The organism is Pseudoalteromonas sp. Bsw20308 (assembly GCF_000310105.2).
Taxonomy (GTDB): domain Bacteria; phylum Pseudomonadota; class Gammaproteobacteria; order Enterobacterales; family Alteromonadaceae; genus Pseudoalteromonas; species Pseudoalteromonas fuliginea.
Genome location: NZ_CP013138.1, coordinates 2638694 through 2655387, shown reverse-complemented (window position 1 = coordinate 2655387; position 16694 = coordinate 2638694). Strand labels below are relative to the sequence as shown.

Sequence of the window (16694 nt, the reverse complement as noted above, 5' to 3'; positions counted from 1 at the left end):
ATTAAAATTTCACTAATCCGGTAAAGCCCATAAACGCCATCGACATCAATCCTGCGGTTATCATGGCAATAGAGGCGCCTTTAAAAGGAGTGGGTACGTCAGCTGCTGCTAAACGTTCACGTAATGCTGCAAATAATACCAGCACTAACGAAAAACCAACCGCAGCGCCAAAACCATACACTGCCGATTGTAAAAATGAGTGATCTTCTTTGATATTTAGTAAAGCGACACCTAATACAGCACAGTTAGTGGTTATAAGTGGTAAAAATATTCCTAATAATCGATATAGGGTTGGGCTGGTTTTACGTACCACCATTTCGGTAAATTGCACCACAACGGCAATTACTAAAATAAAGCTCATTGTGCGCAAAAACTCTATGTCGAGTGGGATTAAAATATACTGATTCACTAAATAACTGGTGACGGAGGCGAGCGTAAGCACGAAAGTGGTAGCCAAAGACATACCAATAGCTGTATCAAGTTTTCCTGATACACCCATAAAAGGACATAAGCCTAAAAATTGTACTAATACAAAGTTATTAACCAGAACAGTACCAATCAATAACAAGACATATTCAGTCATGCGAGCCTCACGCTATAAAAATCCTGTGTATTATCCTTTTTTCTGGTGTGATTAACAACATATGCAGTGATTATCATTTAAATAAACAATATTAATTTAAGAGGTAATAACAAAGATGTAAAAATACTGTGATTCGTATGTAACCTGAGCTCTGGATAATAAATCTATCCCGAGCAAGTAAATTAAGCACTAACTGCGGTGAATTTACTTGTATATAGGCTGGCTATTAACGTGTAAATTCGCCTTGTTTTCACTGAAAATCTCTGGCTAGAGAAAATAAATTTAAATATCACCATGGCTCAATACGTTAGTAAATCCCTTAACCAGTGTTTAGGTTATGTAATACTAACCTGCATAAATCTTTGATCAATTTAACGAATTAAATTGCACTATAACGTCGTTAAAATTTTTTATTTAGAACAAGATACAAAAACTTTAGCCTAGTTCTAGCGTAATTTTCTTAAGGTTAAATAGACCCCATACATAAGCAGATTGGTATAGTATTCATTTTACTTTGCAGTTTTAGTGGTGCCACCAAATAACTGTACTACGATTTACAAAGCAAAAAAGAGCAACAAGTGCTCTTTTTAAATTAGTCAATGTTGCTTAATTGGTTTAGATATCTTTAGGTTTTTCTATGTAATAACCTTGCACGCCATCTAAGCACAAGGTTTCTATAATATGTTTTTCTTCTTGGCTCTCAACACCTTCGGCAAAAACATTAACACCAATGCGGTGGGCTAAATCGACCATTAAGCGCATAAAGTACTGATTGTTTTTATCATCTTCTAGGCCGCGAGTATAACTGGCATCCATTTTAATAAAGTCAGGTTTTAAATCGCGGAAAAACTTAAATGAGGTTAAACCAACACCAAAACGTTCAACAGTTACACGTGCGCCCACTCGGTGAACCATATCAATAAAGCGCTTACTTGCTTTAATATTTTGTTGTAAGCCGAACTCGCTCACTTCAAAAATAAGTTTTGATGCAATATGGGTATCTTTTAATAAGCGACGCTCTAACCAAATTACAAACTGATCGTTATGAGCGCTTGAAGCCGTGACATTTAAACCAAAATATTTTTCAGAAAGGTTACGACTTTTAACTTTTTCAAGTGATGAATCGATAATTAATTTATCTATATCAACTGCCATACCAAGCTTTTCAGCCATAGCTAAAAATGAAGCTGTAGGCAGAACTTGATTATCTTCTGTTTTGAAGCGAACTTGAATTTCAGCGTATGCTTTAATACTTTTACCAAGCGGCATAATATTTTGCATAACCAAATGAACTCGTTTGGACTCAATAACCTCGTTAATCACTTTACGCCAGTTTTGATTACCAAACCCAGCACTTACATTATTTACAAGATCGGATTCACGCTGTACATGCCATGCATTAATTTGCTTAGACTGCGCCATACTCATCGCATTATCAACAACTGAGAGAAGTTCGCCTAACGGCTTACCCTTTTCATAACCAACAATACCGGTATTAGCCACTGAGCTTAATTCTTGATTCTGCTGATATTGAGTGAAACGAGATTGTAAGTTTTCGCCAAAGCGTTCGGCTTCTTTAAGTGGTATATGGGGAAGTACAACAGCAAAATCAGAACTATTTAATCTAAATAATTGACTGCCAGCATACGTGCCACTTATATGTTTAATTATATCAGCCACACCCTTTACGTACTCATCACCTTTTTGATAGCCACGGCTTTGATTTATTGCTTGCAGCTCGCTACAGCGAATCATTGCTAATGAGCCAAAAGTACTTTGTTCACTATTTTCAATGTTTTTTTCGTAGTACTCAACAAACATATTACGATTACCTAGCGCGGTAATTACATCTTTATATGCTTCGTGTTTAATATTGAGCGCTTCACTTTGTATATATTCATTTTTTGTTTTAAGAAAGTGCGATAAGCGGTTAAAACTTGGTACTAAATCTTTTCCTAAGCTTTTTAGTTTAGAGCTATCTAGCACTGTTTCTAATTCACCGGCTTGGTTTTGGTTAATATAAACATCGATAACGTCAGAGACGGTCATACTGATACTTTTATTTAGATGATTAAAAATAGATTGCATCAAAATAATAGGAATAATTACTAAAACAGCGGAAATAAAGATAATAATAAAAAGTGATATTTGAAGTTGTTCAGCTAAGTGTTGAATATTAACTGTAAATTCAACTTTTATATCTGCAGCCTTATTTACCGCAAACTGCGGTCGGGCAGAGTTAAAAATAGACTGTATAAAATCTGCAAATAGTGGCAGGTCAATAAGGGAGTTAACGTTAAATACTTCTGCGCCTTGGTAATCTCGTAACGTAAAGCTTGAGAACGTTTTACCATCAGCCAATGATTTTTTTAAATTTTGTACTAAATTATCGTCAAAAGAAAGGTCGTTTATATAGTTGGTAACGCTAGCTTGCGCATTTTTTTGAGCTTCACTTACTGCATTATCAAAGCTTACCGAAATGAAATAGCTTCCAGCTGCAACACATAATAACCAAGAAATTATTTGTATAAAGATAAGTTTTTTAAAGCCAGCCATTTTTTCAGTCTTTTAATAGTTCAAAAGGGAAGGAATGAAATCCTGATTAGTAAATCAGAGCAAATTATTAGCGCGATTTGTTTTTTTATTTATAAAACAGAGGGTAGTGGAATTTAGAATAAATGTCTATGAAATTATTAGAATTGGCTCCCCCTCCCCGACTCGAACGGGGGACCTGCGGATTAACAGTCCGTCGCTCTAACCAACTGAGCTAAGGGGGAACTAAAGTAGAAATTTTATTATGATGATTTGGCTCCCCCTCCCCGACTCGAACGGGGGACCTGCGGATTAACAGTCCGTCGCTCTAACCAACTGAGCTAAGGGGGAACTACATCATAAACATAAACTTGGCTCCCCCTCCCCGACTCGAACGGGGGACCTGCGGATTAACAGTCCGTCGCTCTAACCAACTGAGCTAAGGGGGAATCGTTTATGGTTGAAAAACTTGGCTCCCCCTCCCCGACTCGAACGGGGGACCTGCGGATTAACAGTCCGTCGCTCTAACCAACTGAGCTAAGGGGGAAGCGTCTTGCCTTTCAACGGGGCGAAATATTAATGACCGCGCCGCAAAGTGTCAACATATAAAAGTTATAAATTTAAAAAAGGTGGTTATTCGTTGTTTTTATGTTCGATCTGCGTGTTTTGTGACTTCATTTAAAGAACCTTTTAAAAAATAGAGTTACGATTTTAGACGATATGCCGATTTTTGAGATCGCCTTTCTTAGTTCTTTGAGCAAATAAAATACAATGTTAAACCGCTTAGCTGTAAAAAATACGCACAAAATATAAAAAGTAACGTTTGTATTTTTTATTGTTGGTCTGTTTTGTCAAAAAAGTAAAAGCTTTAAATTGATTTTCGATAATCACAGAAGTGAATTATTTTTTACAACTTATATGTACGATGGTGATTATATTGTCAGAGCTCAAAAATAATACAATCAATACGTTGCGTTATACTTTCATTTTTTTCACAAGAAGATAATCAGGTTAATAAGGCAATTTATATGTCGAGATGGTTTTTGCTCTAAAACCAGAAAAACGCGATAAGTTGAATATTTGTAATAAGTCAGAACTGAGTAAAAAAAGCATCACTCTAAAAGCCTTTGTAAATGCGGGCTTGAATGAGTTATCCACGGTTTCTGTGGATAACTCTGTTTATGAAACTTTAAGAACATCAGCGGCACCAGCATTTTAGAGTGCTACAACGATTTCAAGCTTTTAAATCACTATTTTTATTTTATTAAAAAACAACAGGTTACTATTATCAATTTAAATCATCTAACTCGATGAGAGAATTTTTTCGTTACGATAAAATAAAGCATGTCTTTGTGTGAAAATGCATCAGTAATGAACGGGGGTTTGTAAAGAAAAGTAACTAAAATGTGTTTTAATTGTTTTTTGGCGGCTTAGTGCTCAATTTTAGCAAAAATATCTAAAAATAGATCTTTACTGTTTTGTCGAATAGTTAGTTTTATGTTTCCTTCAAATCTGTTGATAAATCCGTGGCTTGAATTGTCTTGATGCTTTAAAATGATTTGCTCAGTAAAAGAGGCTTATTTATTTCATGCGCGCAATTTCAAAAACTCAGACTCGCCCAGATTTACTAAACGATCCTATCTTGCCTACATTAAAGACCATGACCATTCCGATGATTTTTGGCATGATCACGTTAATGATGTTTAATATTGTTGATACATTTTTTATCAGCTTATTAGGCACAGAGCCATTGGCTGCAGTTAGTTTTACGTTTCCTGTTACGTTTACAGTTATTAGCTTAGCCATTGGGTTAGGTATTGGTACGTCGGCAGTTATAGCTAAAGCTTTAGGTAGCAACAAAATAGATGAAGCGCGTTTTGACGCAAGCGTTTCAATATTGGTTGCTTTTGTTTTAGTGCTTATTTTATCGTTTATTGGCTATTTGCTAATCGACCCCATATTTACGTTATTAGGCGCAGGTGAGCAGGTACTTCCTTTAATACACGAATACATGAATGTATGGTTTATCGGTAGCGTATTTTTAATAACCCCAATGATTGGTAACTCGGTACTGCGTGCCAGTGGCGATACTAAAACGCCCAGTATTGTAATGGGCGGGGCGGGGCTTATAAATGCGGTTCTCGATCCTATGCTTATATTTGGTTTTGGCCCTATTCCTGCGTTAGGTATTCAAGGTGCCGCTATTGCAAGTGTAATAGCATGGGGAGTTGCTGTTGTTATTATTTTATATTTACTAATAGTAAAAAAACGGTTGTTGAGTTTAAAAGCCGGGTCGCAAACGGTGGTAGGCGCTATTCGTAAAATATTAAAAATAGGTTTACCCGCCGCAGGCGCAAACATGTTGACCCCGGTTGCAATGGCTGTGATGACCGCTATGGTTGCACATCACGGACCTGAAGCCGTCGCCGCATTTGGGGTAGGCAGCCGGATAGAATCTATAGCCAGTATTCTTGTACTTGCTTTGTCGATGACATTACCCCCGTTTGTGAGCCAAAACTTTGGAGCGGGTAAATTATGCAGAGTAAAAGATGCTTATATTGGTACCTTAAAATTTGTGATGATTTGGCAATTTGCTATTTATATTTTGCTTATTGTTTTTTCAGGCTTTATTAGTCAAATGTTTGGTAAAGAACAAATGGTAATTGATGTGATAAAACTCTTTATTTACACCATTCCGTTTAGCTACGGTTTGCAAGGGGTGATCATATTATCTAATTCTTCGTTTAATGCTTTACACAAACCAATGAATGCACTGTTTTTAAGTACTATTCGTTTATTTGTTTTTTACCTACCGTTTGCTTATATAGGTAATGAGCTAGCTGGTTTAATTGGATTATTTATTGGTGCGGCACTGGGTAATTTATTTACTGCAATGGTGGCATATAAATGGTTTATGAAAGAGCTCGATGCGTTGAGCAGTCAATCATTACGGGAGTGCAATAGTTGAGCGATCATTTTCAGTTAAAATCACATTTTAAGCCAGCAGGCGATCAGCCTACCGCGATTAAACAACTGTGCGAAGGGTTAGAAGCGGGGCTTGCACACCAAACCTTATTAGGTGCTACGGGTACAGGTAAAACCTTTACCATGGCTAATATTATTAACGATTTAAATCGTCCAACAATAATTATGGCGCACAATAAAACGCTTGCTGCTCAGTTATATGGTGAGATGAAAGAGTTTTTCCCTAAAAATGCCGTTGAATACTTTGTATCGTATTACGATTACTACCAGCCAGAAGCCTATGTTGTATCAAGCGACACATTTATCGAGAAAGATGCTTCGATAAATGAGCATATAGAACAAATGCGTTTAAGTGCGACCAAAGCACTGCTTGAGCGCCGCGATACCATTATTGTGGCATCGGTATCGGCTATTTATGGTTTGGGTGACCCTAAATCATACATGAAAATGATGCTGCTTTTAAAAGTCGGCGAAAAAGTCGATCAACGCGATATGCTACGCCGCCTCGCCGAAATACAATACACCCGTAACGATGTAGATTTTAGCCGTGGTACATATCGCGTGCGTGGCGAAGTGGTCGACATATTTCCTGCCGAGTCAGATACCTATGCCGTACGCGTAGAAATGTTTGATGACGAAATAGAGCGCTTAAGTATTTTTGACCCGCTTACTGGTGCTATCGAAAAGCACATAGTACGCACCACTATCTACCCAAAAACACACTATGTTACCCCGCGTGAGAAAATACTCGGGGCTATCGATAAAATACAAGAAGAACTAAAAGATCGAAGAGCGCAGTTACTCAGTGCTAATAAATTAGTAGAAGAGCAACGCGTAACACAGCGTACGCAATACGATATAGAAATGATGCGGGAGCTAGGTTATTGCTCAGGCATAGAAAACTACAGCCGCTATTTATCGGGTCGCACGCCAGGCGATCCGCCGCCTACGTTGCTTGATTACCTCCCAGACGACGCATTAATGATTATTGATGAATCGCACGTAACCGTATCGCAAATTGGCGCCATGTACAAAGGCGACAGAAGCCGTAAAGAAAACCTTGTTGAATATGGTTTTAGAATGCCCTCAGCAATGGATAACAGGCCGCTGCGTTTTGAAGAGTTTGAAGCCATAGCACCACAAACTATTTATGTATCGGCAACGCCTGGCGACTTTGAGCTAGAGCGTTGCGTAGGCGAAATTGCTGAGCAAGTAATTCGTCCAACAGGGTTGCTTGACCCACTTATAGAAGTGCGCCCAGTAGGGGATCAGGTTGATGATCTTTTATCAGAGATTTATAAAAGTGTAGAGAAGGGCGAACGTGTACTTGTAACTACACTTACAAAGCGTATGTCTGAGGATTTAACCGACTATTTAAGTGAGCATGGCGTAAAAGTGCGTTACTTACATTCAGACATTGATACGGTAGAACGAGTTGAAATAATTCGTGATTTACGTGCGGGCGTGTTTGATGTGTTAGTAGGCATTAACTTACTTCGGGAGGGCCTTGATATGCCAGAGGTGGCACTTGTTGCCATACTTGATGCAGATAAAGAAGGCTTTTTACGCTCAGCTCGCTCTTTGATACAAACTATTGGCCGTGCTGCACGTCATTTAGATGGCCGCGCTATTTTATATGGCGACAGAATTACAAAATCAATGGCAAAAGCCATGGACGAAACTGCGCGCAGACGCGAAATTCAACATGCTTACAACGTTGAGCACGGCATAGAGCCTCATGCTCTGGCTAAAAAAATACTCGATGTAATGGATGTAGGCGAAGAAGCCGGCCCTAAAGACAACCTTAAACTTATTCGTAAAGAGTCTAAAAAGGTACTTAGTGCGAAAGAAATTGCTGTGCAAATTAAGCAGTTAGAAACCAAAATGCATGCATACGCAAGCGACCTAGAATTTGAAAAAGCGGGCTCTGTTCGCGATGAAATACATGAACTACAACAACAGTTGATTAATTAAAAATGACAGCAAACTTTACTCCTCTTATTACTGCGCTTGAAGACGCGCCAATTTTAAAAAATGAACTGTGTCGTGTTTTTCATGGCCGAGGCCACAGCGTCGAAGCGTTAAGTCATATTAATTTAGACTTTTACCCGCCCAGTTTATTTTTAGTTTCGTACGACGAAATTGACGAGCAAACACTAAGCGAGCTTACCGATGTTGTGTGGCAGTGGGCACAAAAAAACCAGCCAGAGCTTATTAGCTCACTTGTGTATCAGCAACGCGCTGGCGTACAAAGCCAAAATACCGTGGTTTATGGGCAATTACCTAACCCGCATGTTGTAACCGAAAATGGCATTCGTTTTTTGGTTGATTTACAGAGCCGTCAAAATACCGGAATATTTCCCGATATGCGCAGCGGCCGTGAGTTTGTAATGGCTAATAGTAAGCATGGCAAAGTGCTTAATTTGTTTTCGTATACATGTGGGTTTTCGCTTGCAGCCATGCAAGGCGGGGCAGATCATGTAATGAACATGGATATGAGCAAAGGCGTGCTAAAAGTCGGCAAGCAAAACCATCAACTAAACGGTTTTGAGCGCGGCGTAAGTTTTTTACCGCACGATATTTTAAAATCGTTTGGAAAACTAAAAAAAGCAGCCCCGTTTGATTTAATAATAGTTGATCCGCCAAGCTTTCAAAAAGGCAGCTTTATATTAACTAAAGACTATCAAAAAGTGCTGCGCAGATTGCCAGAGCTACTTTGCGATACCACACAATTGTTATTGTGTGCTAATAGCCCAGAGCTTAGCGAAGAGGCGTTTAAAGCGTTAATAAACGAGCACACCCAAGGCGCAATTGAATTTGTTGAGCGTCTAGCCCCCACCGAGCGTTTTATTGAAGTAGACAGCAATAAAAGTTTAAAAGCGCTTGTCTATAAAATGTCACAAATACCTGCTTAAATGAAGCTCAGTAAACGCTTAACTGCCATTGATACATTAATTTCGCAGCATCACGATATTATTTGGGATTGTTGCTGCGACCATGGTTATTTAGGCATGGCGCTATTAAAGCGCGCAGCTGCAAGCCAGGTTATTTTTGTAGATATAGTCGCCACTTTAATGAACGACCTAGAAACGCAATTATCATCTATTAATAAATTACAAAAAACCTGTGATAAAAATCCGCAGTGGCAGGTCTTATGTCAGGATGTAGGCAAAATTGAAATTGCTCAAAGAAAAAGCCAAGTAGTTGTAATAGCAGGTGTTGGCGGTGAGCTGTTGTTAAGTTTAGTACAACAAATTATTGCTAATAACGCAGTTGAGCATTTAAATAATGTTCGGTTTATTTTATGCCCAGTGCATCACACTTATAAGTTGCGAGTCGGTTTAAAGCAATTAGGTTTAGGGCTTGTTAGTGAACAAATAGTTTACGACAACAAACGTTTTTATGAAGTGATTGAAGTGAGCTTTAGTACCAATAATGAGATTAGCCATACCGGCAACAAAATGTGGGACTTTGCTAGTACAGAGCATGCTATGTACCAACGGCAACTCATAAATCATTATAATAAAATGCTCAATAAAGATAAGCCATACTATCAAAAAGTTATAACAGACTATCAAGAACTCACCGATAGTTAAAAAAGCCCAAAAGTAGGGCGTACATGTGATCTAATTACGACATTGACGACGTAATGTGTTCATAGTTTATATCGCACAACGCGAGTTTATTTGGTTTATTTATGTCAGATAACAAGAGTCACATTAATCATTTGCTTAGCAATGAGCAAAAATGGCAACACAGTTACGAGCAACCTATTTCTTATGCACCCCTTGTGCAATTAGCTAATAGTAACTGGGTGGTGCCACAGCATTTTTTACGTTACAAGCACACGCTTCAAAGCGTAAACGAAGTACTTGAGAGTATTGAATTTTCGGCTCATTTTAGAGTGCTTGCTGCACAAAAAGGTGAAGAAATTTACCTACAAGTAGCAGTGCTGAGCCCAGATAACTACCAAAAAAGCGCATCTACTAATGAAGCCAAAGCCAAAAAGCTATTATTTGGCAGACGCTGGATAGTAGAGGAAAACTTACCTACCTCAGAGCTTATTCAAACCGCATTTTTAGCGTTAAAAGTAGCGCGAGAACACGAAGTAAGAGAGCTTTTTCAGTTAATGCAAAGCGGCGCAACAAGCACGCCATTTAATAACCATCACGACTTACCGGTAATGGCGCAAAACCCTGAACTTGTTAAAAGCGAAGCGGTTACAAGTAACGTTGATGAAGTGCTTAAACGCATTGTATTTGCAGGAAAAAGCATTGAGCTTAAAAGCCAGCAGCAAGTAGCCGAGCAATATTTATATACTGTTGAGCTGTTGTGTGAGGATTGCCAGCTTAGCGAGTTTAATAAAAAAACAATTGCGTTTTTAACAGCAGATCCATCCGTTAATAGCTTTTTACACGGCTTAATTGCGGCATTGGTGGCCACAAGTAACGACTACGTAAACGAGCAGTTTAAATACAAAGGTTTTGCCCGCTTTAGTAAACACGTTGCGGTTGAACAAATAGGTAACCTAAGTATCGCTATGCGCTCGCCAAGTACCGTAGGGCTTTGCTCTATGGGTAAGCAACATGCTAATCAGTTAAACTTTGAGATAGACAGTGGGCGAGCACCACAGGGCTGCGGGCAAGCTATTGGTGGGTTTTTAGCTGCTCACGGCATTGAGCAGCCAGAAAATGCGCATTTATATCCAAATTACTTATAACAACTTAAAGTTTATTAATTTCATCTTTAACGTTAAAGCTCGAATCAGTAACAATAGCCTCAAGTGTTTGTACACGCTCTTTTAATGCAAGCACTTGTGCGTTTGTTTCAGCTAGTTGTTTATGGGCATCGTTGTTGTTGTTTTGCATTTTATGCTTAAACTCAAGGTGCTTTTTATACATATCGTAAACTACTCCTGAGCCAACCGAAATTAGCACAATAAGTACAATCATCGTAGTTCCAGACATAACCTCATTCCTTATCATTTTATTATTCGTTTATGGTTAAAGTATAACCTTTAAGCGCTTTTGATAAAGCTGACAATTGTAACTTAATTTGTATACTTTATTTAATTCAGCTTTGAGCGTGTTCATCATTTATACACTTCAGATATTGTTTAATAGCTAGGGCGTGTTAATCTTTGTGGATTGAAATTTGTTCAATCTAGGGGCGATTAAATCGCGGCGCGAGGTTTGTAACCTAGTGGGCTAAGTAAAAACCGAGCAACAAAGAGTTAATCGTCCCTAGAAAGAACCCAAAGGGCAGCGCCTGTTTGGTCTTTATGCTGCGTTATCGCCTATTTATGGGGGATAGCCACACTACATAGGCTCTGCCTTGCCTAAAAACCAAACATACTGCTGCAAATTCAATCACCAAAGAACAACACGCCCTAATCACCATATAATAAACATACTTTAGTTAATACAGTGAGTTGCCATGTTAAATAATAAAATACCTCCCGTTATTGTTGTGCTGTTTTTTGCAGGCATAATGGCGCTTATTGCGCATTACAGTGTTATTGATTTCACCGCATTTATTACCTACTTAGCAGCAAGTTTGGTCATTATTGGGTGTGTTTTTTGTATTGCAGGGGTAGCGAGCTTTAAAATAGCAAACACCACAGTAAACCCAAATAAACCTGAGCAAGCGTCAAAACTTATTACGAGCGGCATTTATAAAATTTCGCGTAACCCAATGTATGTCGGTTTTGCATTTATTTTAGCAGGGTGGGGTGTTTGGTTAAGTTCCTTGTGGGCGCTTTTATGTATTATCGGGTTTATTGCGTATTTAACGTTTTTTCAAATAATACCCGAGGAGCGTGCGCTCACTAAATTATTTGGCGAAGAGTTTACCGCTTACAAAGCGCGCGTAAAACGCTGGCTGTAATCAATACCATTGACTTAAAACCTGACAAACAAAAAAGGCTATCGATGATAGCCTTTTTTGTTTGCAGCAATTGTATTACTAATTAATTGCGGCTTATTCGTATTCTAACGGGTCTGTAATGTTATTTAGTGCAAATGCTTCAAGGCGTTCTTGGCACGCGCCACATTTACCACAGGCCTTTTCACGGCCGTTATAACAGGTCCACGTTTGGCTGTAATCTAAACCCATTTCAATACCGTCGGTTAAAATACCAATTTTAGTATTATTTAAATACGGGCTAAAAATTTCTACCGCGTCGTAGTTCGCAATACGACACACATCATCCATTTTTTGCACAAATTCAGGACGGCAATCAGGGTAAATAGCATGATCCCCAGAATGAGCGCCGTAATAAACTTGGCTAGCTTTAAGTGATACCGCGTAGCCAACAGCAAGCGAGAGCAAAATCATATTACGATTAGGTACAATCGTACTTTTCATGCTTTCTTCTTCGTAATGGCCTTCAGGTACGTCAATATCATCAGTAAGTGATGAGCCACCAATAAGTTGGTTAATCGCCGAAATATCAACAATTTTATGTGGAACGTTTAATTTTTCACACACACTTGCCGCTACTTTAAGCTCTTTTACATGACGCTGACCATAGTCAAATGAAAGGGCATATACATCATGGCCTTGTTGCAGGGCTTTATTTAGTACGGTAAACGAGTCCATACCGCCGGAATAAATAACAACTACTTTTTGCGTCATATCTGTTTTGCTCTTAGTTTTAATAGAGGTTTATATCAGGGCGCGATATACTACACGGCCGCAGCTTAAATAACAATTTTTGCACAGCGCTTTTTGGTTTTTTAATAGTAGCAATTTGGCTGCTAGGTAGTAAGTGAGATCTCTTTTGTACAAAATTAATGAAGTGTTTGAAACCATTCAAGGTGAAGCTAGTTTTACCGGCACACCCTCAATATTTTTACGTTTGCAAGGTTGCCCAGTAGGCTGCTCTTGGTGCGACACCAAGCAAACGTGGGATGTTGATAATGTATATAAAGTATCGCTGGATGAAACCGTAGAAAAAAAAGCCGACTCAGATCATTGGGCTAACGCCAGTGCAGAGCAAATTTTAGCGCTGTTTCAATCACGTGGGTATACCGCAAAGCATGTAGTAATTACCGGCGGCGAGCCATGTATGTTCGACTTAAATCCAGTATGTAACTTATTACACGAACACGGCTTTAGCACACAAATAGAAACCAGCGGCACGTTTGAAATACTCGCCCCAGAGCAAACATGGGTAACGGTATCGCCAAAAATCAATATGCGCGGCGGTTATGAAGTACTTACCAGCACCATGAAGCGTGCAAATGAGATAAAACACCCCGTTGCGATGCAAAAGCACGTAGAAGAGCTTGAAGAGTTATTTGCTAAAACAGGCGTTAATCCAAAGCTTGTTTACTTGCAGCCAATTAGCCAAAAAGTATCAGCAACTAAATTAGCAATCGACACCTGTATTGCTAAAAACTGGCGCCTATCAATACAAGTACATAAGTATTTAGGAATTAGTTAAAGCCAGCTTAAAGTTATAGTACGTAGGTTGGGTAGAGCGTAGCGAAACCCAACGAACCTCCAATTTCACACCGTTTTACAACAACGCTCTATAATATTTAAATACACAGGCCGTATAAGCGAAGCGCCATCCGACAGTCCTGTACTTTATAGCCTGAACTTTATAACCTAAGATTACATCTACCCTAAAGCTCATATCTTCTTCGTTAATTGTGCTAATTAGTTTACTATGCGCGACTTAAAAATATTCTACTACTTACCACTAGGCTTATATGTCCGCAAATGCACTCTACACCGACCTTTCTGATTACTACGACTTAATGTGCGCAGATATAGATTATCAAGCCCAAAGCAATTCTATTCACAGGCTGCACCAAATTTTTGGTAATGGCGCAAACACCCATCTAGATTTAGCATGTGGCACCGGCCCGCATGTACGCCACTTTATTGATAACGGCTATAAAAGTAGTGGGCTTGATTTAAACCAGCCAATGCTCGATAAAGCAAAAGTTCGTTGCCCAGAAGCGCAATTTTCGTTGCAAAACATGAGTGAATTTAAAGTCACCGAGCACTTAGATTTAATTACCTGCTTTTTGTATTCAATCCATTACTGCGACGGCATTAATAAGTTAAAAGAATGCCTTGCTAGCGTACACAGCGCATTAAACGTAGGTGGAATATTTTGCTTTAACACGGTTGATAAAAACAAAATCGACAGCGATTCATTTGTAGAGCACACCGCAACAAGCGAAAATAGCTTATTCACATTTCGCTCTGGTTGGCACTATAGTGGCAGCGGCAGTAAACAGTTATTAAAACTCAGCATAGAAAAAACCACCGCAGACAAAACACTTGTATGGCACGACGAGCACCCAATGGTTGCTTTTAGTTATACCGAGCTTAAAGAAGCCCTAAAACCGTACTTCGAAATCCACATATTTGAACATGACTACGACAAAATAACCCCATGGGCACAGCGCTCAGGCAACGCCATTTTCGTCTGCGTAAAAATTTAAGGCGAACATTCATCAAGAAGAGATAAAAGTTTGGGTAGAGCGCAGCGAAACCCAACGAGCTCCAACGAACCTCCAATACCCACGGCCCAATAACCCCGCATTATATATTTGAAAACGTAGGTCGGATAAGCGAAGCGCCATCCGACACAGTAACTTATTTGAGTTTCGGCGAATATAAACAGCTAATTAATTATAATGTATGAAGTCAAAATTTGACCCATTTGGCTTTGTTTAATAAAATAAAATCCCAAAATTATAATTGGTTATTAATACATACAGGAATACATTGAATATGGAAATTGACTGCTCAAGAAAGAAAATTTGTTTTGTCATTATGGGTTTTGGTAAAAAATCTGATCCTGAATCAAAAATGACATTTGACTTAGACAAAACGTATAAAAATATCATTCGTCCTGCTGTAATAGAAGCTGGATATGAATGTGTCAGGGCCGATGAAATATTAGATTCAGGCCTTATTGATAGAAGTATGTATGCTTTATTAATGCAAGCTGATTTAGTTATAGCCGACATTACAACGTATAACCCCAATGCAATATATGAGCTAGGTATTCGACATGGAGTTAGACCCCAATCAACTATTATTCTTAAAGAAGAAAATGGGAAAATACCATTTGATCTCGACCATAATCGAATGTGCATGTATAGCCATATGGGCGAAGACATAGGCTTTGATGAGGTCGAGAGGTGTAAAAAGCATCTTGTAGACTTAATTGAAAATGTTACTAAAAAACAAGAGATTGATAGTCCCTTATATCAATTTATTAACAATCTTAATCCCCCCATTCTTCCAGAAGAAGAATATATGACGTGGTTTAATGGATTCGACTACCCCAGTTAAGAGATAATCAACTTAACTGGAGATCGATAATGACAAAACGTAAAAAGTATTCCAAAGAATTTAAACTTGATGCTATCGCATTAGTTGTTGAGCAAAACTACTCACAAGCAGAAGCCTCTAGAAATTTAGGGGTAAATCCCAACATGCTTGGTCGCTGGATAAAAGAAGCTGAAAATGATGATGGGCATGCTTTTAGAGGGAACGGTAATTTAACCCCTGAGCAAGAAGAGATCAGAGAGCTAAAAGCGCAAGTGAAACGCCTAGAAATGGAGCGTGAAATATTAAAAAAAGCGACGGTCTTCTTTGCCAAAGAAACGAAGTGAAATATTCGTTCATAACCCAATACAAGAAGACCTGGCCTGTGGCGACAATGTGCCGAATACTGGGTGTAAAAAGTAACAATTACTATAGTTATCAAAAGCGATTCTCAACTAAATCAGAGGATCCAACACATCAAGAAATGATTGATTGTGTCAAGGACATAGCGCACTTCAGTGATAATACTTACGGTGAAAGGCGTATTCAGAAAGTCTTAAATGCACTCGGTTTTCCGGTGAGTCGTTACAAAACAGCACAGCTAATGAAAGAGGCAAATGTCTGGGTGCGTTATAAAAAGAGATACAAAGTGACAACGAATAGTGAGCATAATAAGCCTATTTATCCCAATGTACTTGAGCAAAACTTCAACGTTGAAGCAGCTGATCAAGCCTGGGTACAAGATATCACTTATGTTTGGACTGCAGAAGGTTGGTTGTATCTGGCGGTAGTGATTGATTTATATTCGCGCAAAGTCGTTGGTTGGAGCATGGGCTCACGAATGAAAGCGCAGCTTGTCTGTGACGCACTGACTATGGCGATGTGGCAACGCCAGCCCAAAACAGGGTTAATTATCCATTCAGATCAAGGGGTTCAATATGCAAGCCACCAATATCGTAAATTGCTCAAGTCAAATGACTTCATTGGTAGCATGAGTAAGAAAGGCTGTTGCTGGGATAATGCTGTTGCAGAAAGCTTCTTCGGTAGTTTGAAGCAAGAGCGCGTGCATTGGAAAAACTACCCAACGCGTTATGAGGCTCAACAGGATGTAATGAATTACATCTGTATGTGGTACAACAGTCGTCGCTTACATTCGTACTTAAATTATCAAAGCCCAAATGACTTTGAAGAACGAATCGAAACATTAGATATGGTTTCTTAACTAGGGTGACTGAATTTAGTTGACCACGTCAATATATCACTAATTGACGATTTAGCTGAAAAAGAAAGTTTAATA

The 16694-nt window shown here is 38.8% G+C and carries 14 protein-coding genes and 4 tRNA genes; 10 read left to right on the top strand and 8 right to left on the bottom strand.

Annotated features, from left to right (window positions below; genetic code table 11):
* Window position 1: 1 nt before the first annotated feature.
* From rsxA to D172_RS11485, 6 genes are all read right to left on the bottom strand, one after another.
* Complete coding sequence (gene rsxA / locus D172_RS11510; protein ID WP_008134172.1) at window positions 2-583, bottom strand: electron transport complex subunit RsxA; 582 nt, start codon at window positions 581-583, stop codon at window positions 2-4.
* Between the two features lie 615 nt (window positions 584-1198).
* Window positions 1199-3139 (bottom strand): EAL domain-containing protein, encoded by a 1941-nt coding sequence (locus tag D172_RS11505; protein WP_007379058.1) that lies wholly within the window; start codon window positions 3137-3139, stop codon window positions 1199-1201.
* Window positions 3140-3283: 144 nt separating this feature from the next.
* Window positions 3284-3360, bottom strand: a tRNA-Asn gene (locus tag D172_RS11500).
* 29 nt (window positions 3361-3389) lie between these two features.
* Window positions 3390-3466, bottom strand: a tRNA-Asn gene (locus tag D172_RS11495).
* A gap of 21 nt (window positions 3467-3487) precedes the next feature.
* Window positions 3488-3564 (bottom strand) — tRNA-Asn (locus D172_RS11490).
* A gap of 21 nt (window positions 3565-3585) precedes the next feature.
* A tRNA-Asn gene (locus D172_RS11485) sits at window positions 3586-3662 on the bottom strand.
* Between the two features lie 1041 nt (window positions 3663-4703).
* Here D172_RS11485 and D172_RS11475 point away from each other — a divergent pair.
* From D172_RS11475 to D172_RS11455, 5 genes are all read left to right on the top strand, one after another.
* Window positions 4704-6083, top strand: coding sequence for an MATE family efflux transporter (locus tag D172_RS11475; protein ID WP_007378929.1), 1380 nt, complete (start codon window positions 4704-4706; stop codon window positions 6081-6083).
* A complete protein-coding gene (gene uvrB / locus D172_RS11470; protein ID WP_007378930.1) occupies window positions 6080-8074 on the top strand; it encodes an excinuclease ABC subunit UvrB in 1995 nt (664 codons plus the stop codon). Before D172_RS11475 ends, uvrB begins: the two co-directional genes overlap by 4 nt.
* 2 nt (window positions 8075-8076) lie before the next feature.
* A complete protein-coding gene (locus tag D172_RS11465) occupies window positions 8077-9015 on the top strand; it encodes a class I SAM-dependent methyltransferase (RefSeq protein ID WP_007378931.1) in 939 nt (312 codons plus the stop codon).
* A complete protein-coding gene (locus D172_RS11460; RefSeq protein WP_007378932.1) occupies window positions 9016-9696 on the top strand; it encodes a tRNA (adenine(22)-N(1))-methyltransferase TrmK in 681 nt (226 codons plus the stop codon).
* Between the two features lie 101 nt (window positions 9697-9797).
* Window positions 9798-10820 carry a hypothetical protein gene (locus tag D172_RS11455; protein WP_007378933.1) on the top strand — a complete coding sequence of 341 codons (1023 nt, stop codon included), beginning with the start codon at window positions 9798-9800 and terminating at the stop codon, window positions 10818-10820.
* A gap of 4 nt (window positions 10821-10824) precedes the next feature.
* Here the strand turns inward: D172_RS11455 and D172_RS11450 are convergent, their stop codons facing one another.
* Entirely contained in the window at window positions 10825-11067 is a 243-nt protein-coding gene (locus tag D172_RS11450; RefSeq protein ID WP_007378934.1) for a hypothetical protein, read from the bottom strand.
* A 469-nt stretch (window positions 11068-11536) separates the two neighbouring features.
* Here D172_RS11450 and D172_RS11445 point away from each other — a divergent pair, with 469 nt between their 5' ends.
* Window positions 11537-11986: a methyltransferase family protein gene (locus D172_RS11445; RefSeq protein ID WP_007378935.1), complete on the top strand. Its 450-nt coding sequence runs from the start codon at window positions 11537-11539 to the stop codon at window positions 11984-11986.
* A gap of 93 nt (window positions 11987-12079) precedes the next feature.
* On the opposite strand, the gene queC is transcribed toward D172_RS11445, so the two are convergent.
* Window positions 12080-12736 carry a 7-cyano-7-deazaguanine synthase QueC gene (queC, locus tag D172_RS11440; RefSeq protein ID WP_002960416.1) on the bottom strand — a complete coding sequence of 219 codons (657 nt, stop codon included), beginning with the start codon at window positions 12734-12736 and terminating at the stop codon, window positions 12080-12082.
* A 145-nt stretch (window positions 12737-12881) separates the two neighbouring features.
* Here queC and queE point away from each other — a divergent pair, with 145 nt between their 5' ends.
* The 4 genes from queE to D172_RS11415 all read left to right on the top strand — a co-directional run bounded on the left by queE (window position 12882) and on the right by D172_RS11415 (window position 16619).
* On the top strand, window positions 12882-13547 hold the full coding sequence (queE, locus tag D172_RS11435; protein ID WP_002960417.1) for a 7-carboxy-7-deazaguanine synthase QueE: 666 nt from the start codon (window positions 12882-12884) through the stop codon (window positions 13545-13547).
* 271 nt (window positions 13548-13818) lie between these two features.
* The gene (locus D172_RS11430; RefSeq protein ID WP_007378936.1) at window positions 13819-14562 is read left to right on the top strand and encodes a class I SAM-dependent DNA methyltransferase; all 744 of its coding nucleotides are present in this window, start codon (window positions 13819-13821) and stop codon (window positions 14560-14562) included.
* A 292-nt stretch (window positions 14563-14854) separates the two neighbouring features.
* Complete coding sequence (locus D172_RS11425; protein ID WP_205986632.1) at window positions 14855-15421, top strand: hypothetical protein; 567 nt, start codon at window positions 14855-14857, stop codon at window positions 15419-15421.
* A 29-nt stretch (window positions 15422-15450) separates the two neighbouring features.
* A protein-coding gene (locus tag D172_RS11415) for an IS3 family transposase (protein WP_420713787.1) occupies window positions 15451-16619 on the top strand; the annotation gives its coding sequence in 2 pieces (ribosomal slippage) (window positions 15451-15697 and window positions 15697-16619; 1170 coding nt in all).
* The last annotated feature ends 75 nt before the right edge of the window (window positions 16620-16694 follow it).

Coding starts and splice junctions, on each gene's coding strand:
- D172_RS11430 (WP_007378936.1), top strand. CDS start 13,819: ATGTCCGCAAATGCACTCTACACCGACCTTTCTGATTACTACGACTTA.
- D172_RS11450 (WP_007378934.1), bottom strand. CDS start 11,067: ATGTCTGGAACTACGATGATTGTACTTATTGTGCTAATTTCGGTTGGC.
- rsxA (WP_008134172.1), bottom strand. CDS start 583: ATGACTGAATATGTCTTGTTATTGATTGGTACTGTTCTGGTTAATAAC.
- D172_RS11425 (WP_205986632.1), top strand. CDS start 14,855: ATGGAAATTGACTGCTCAAGAAAGAAAATTTGTTTTGTCATTATGGGT.
- queC (WP_002960416.1), bottom strand. CDS start 12,736: ATGACGCAAAAAGTAGTTGTTATTTATTCCGGCGGTATGGACTCGTTT.
- D172_RS11505 (WP_007379058.1), bottom strand. CDS start 3,139: ATGGCTGGCTTTAAAAAACTTATCTTTATACAAATAATTTCTTGGTTA.
- D172_RS11475 (WP_007378929.1), top strand. CDS start 4,704: ATGCGCGCAATTTCAAAAACTCAGACTCGCCCAGATTTACTAAACGAT.
- D172_RS11445 (WP_007378935.1), top strand. CDS start 11,537: ATGTTAAATAATAAAATACCTCCCGTTATTGTTGTGCTGTTTTTTGCA.
- D172_RS11465 (WP_007378931.1), top strand. CDS start 8,077: ATGACAGCAAACTTTACTCCTCTTATTACTGCGCTTGAAGACGCGCCA.
- D172_RS11460 (WP_007378932.1), top strand. CDS start 9,016: ATGAAGCTCAGTAAACGCTTAACTGCCATTGATACATTAATTTCGCAG.
- D172_RS11455 (WP_007378933.1), top strand. CDS start 9,798: ATGTCAGATAACAAGAGTCACATTAATCATTTGCTTAGCAATGAGCAA.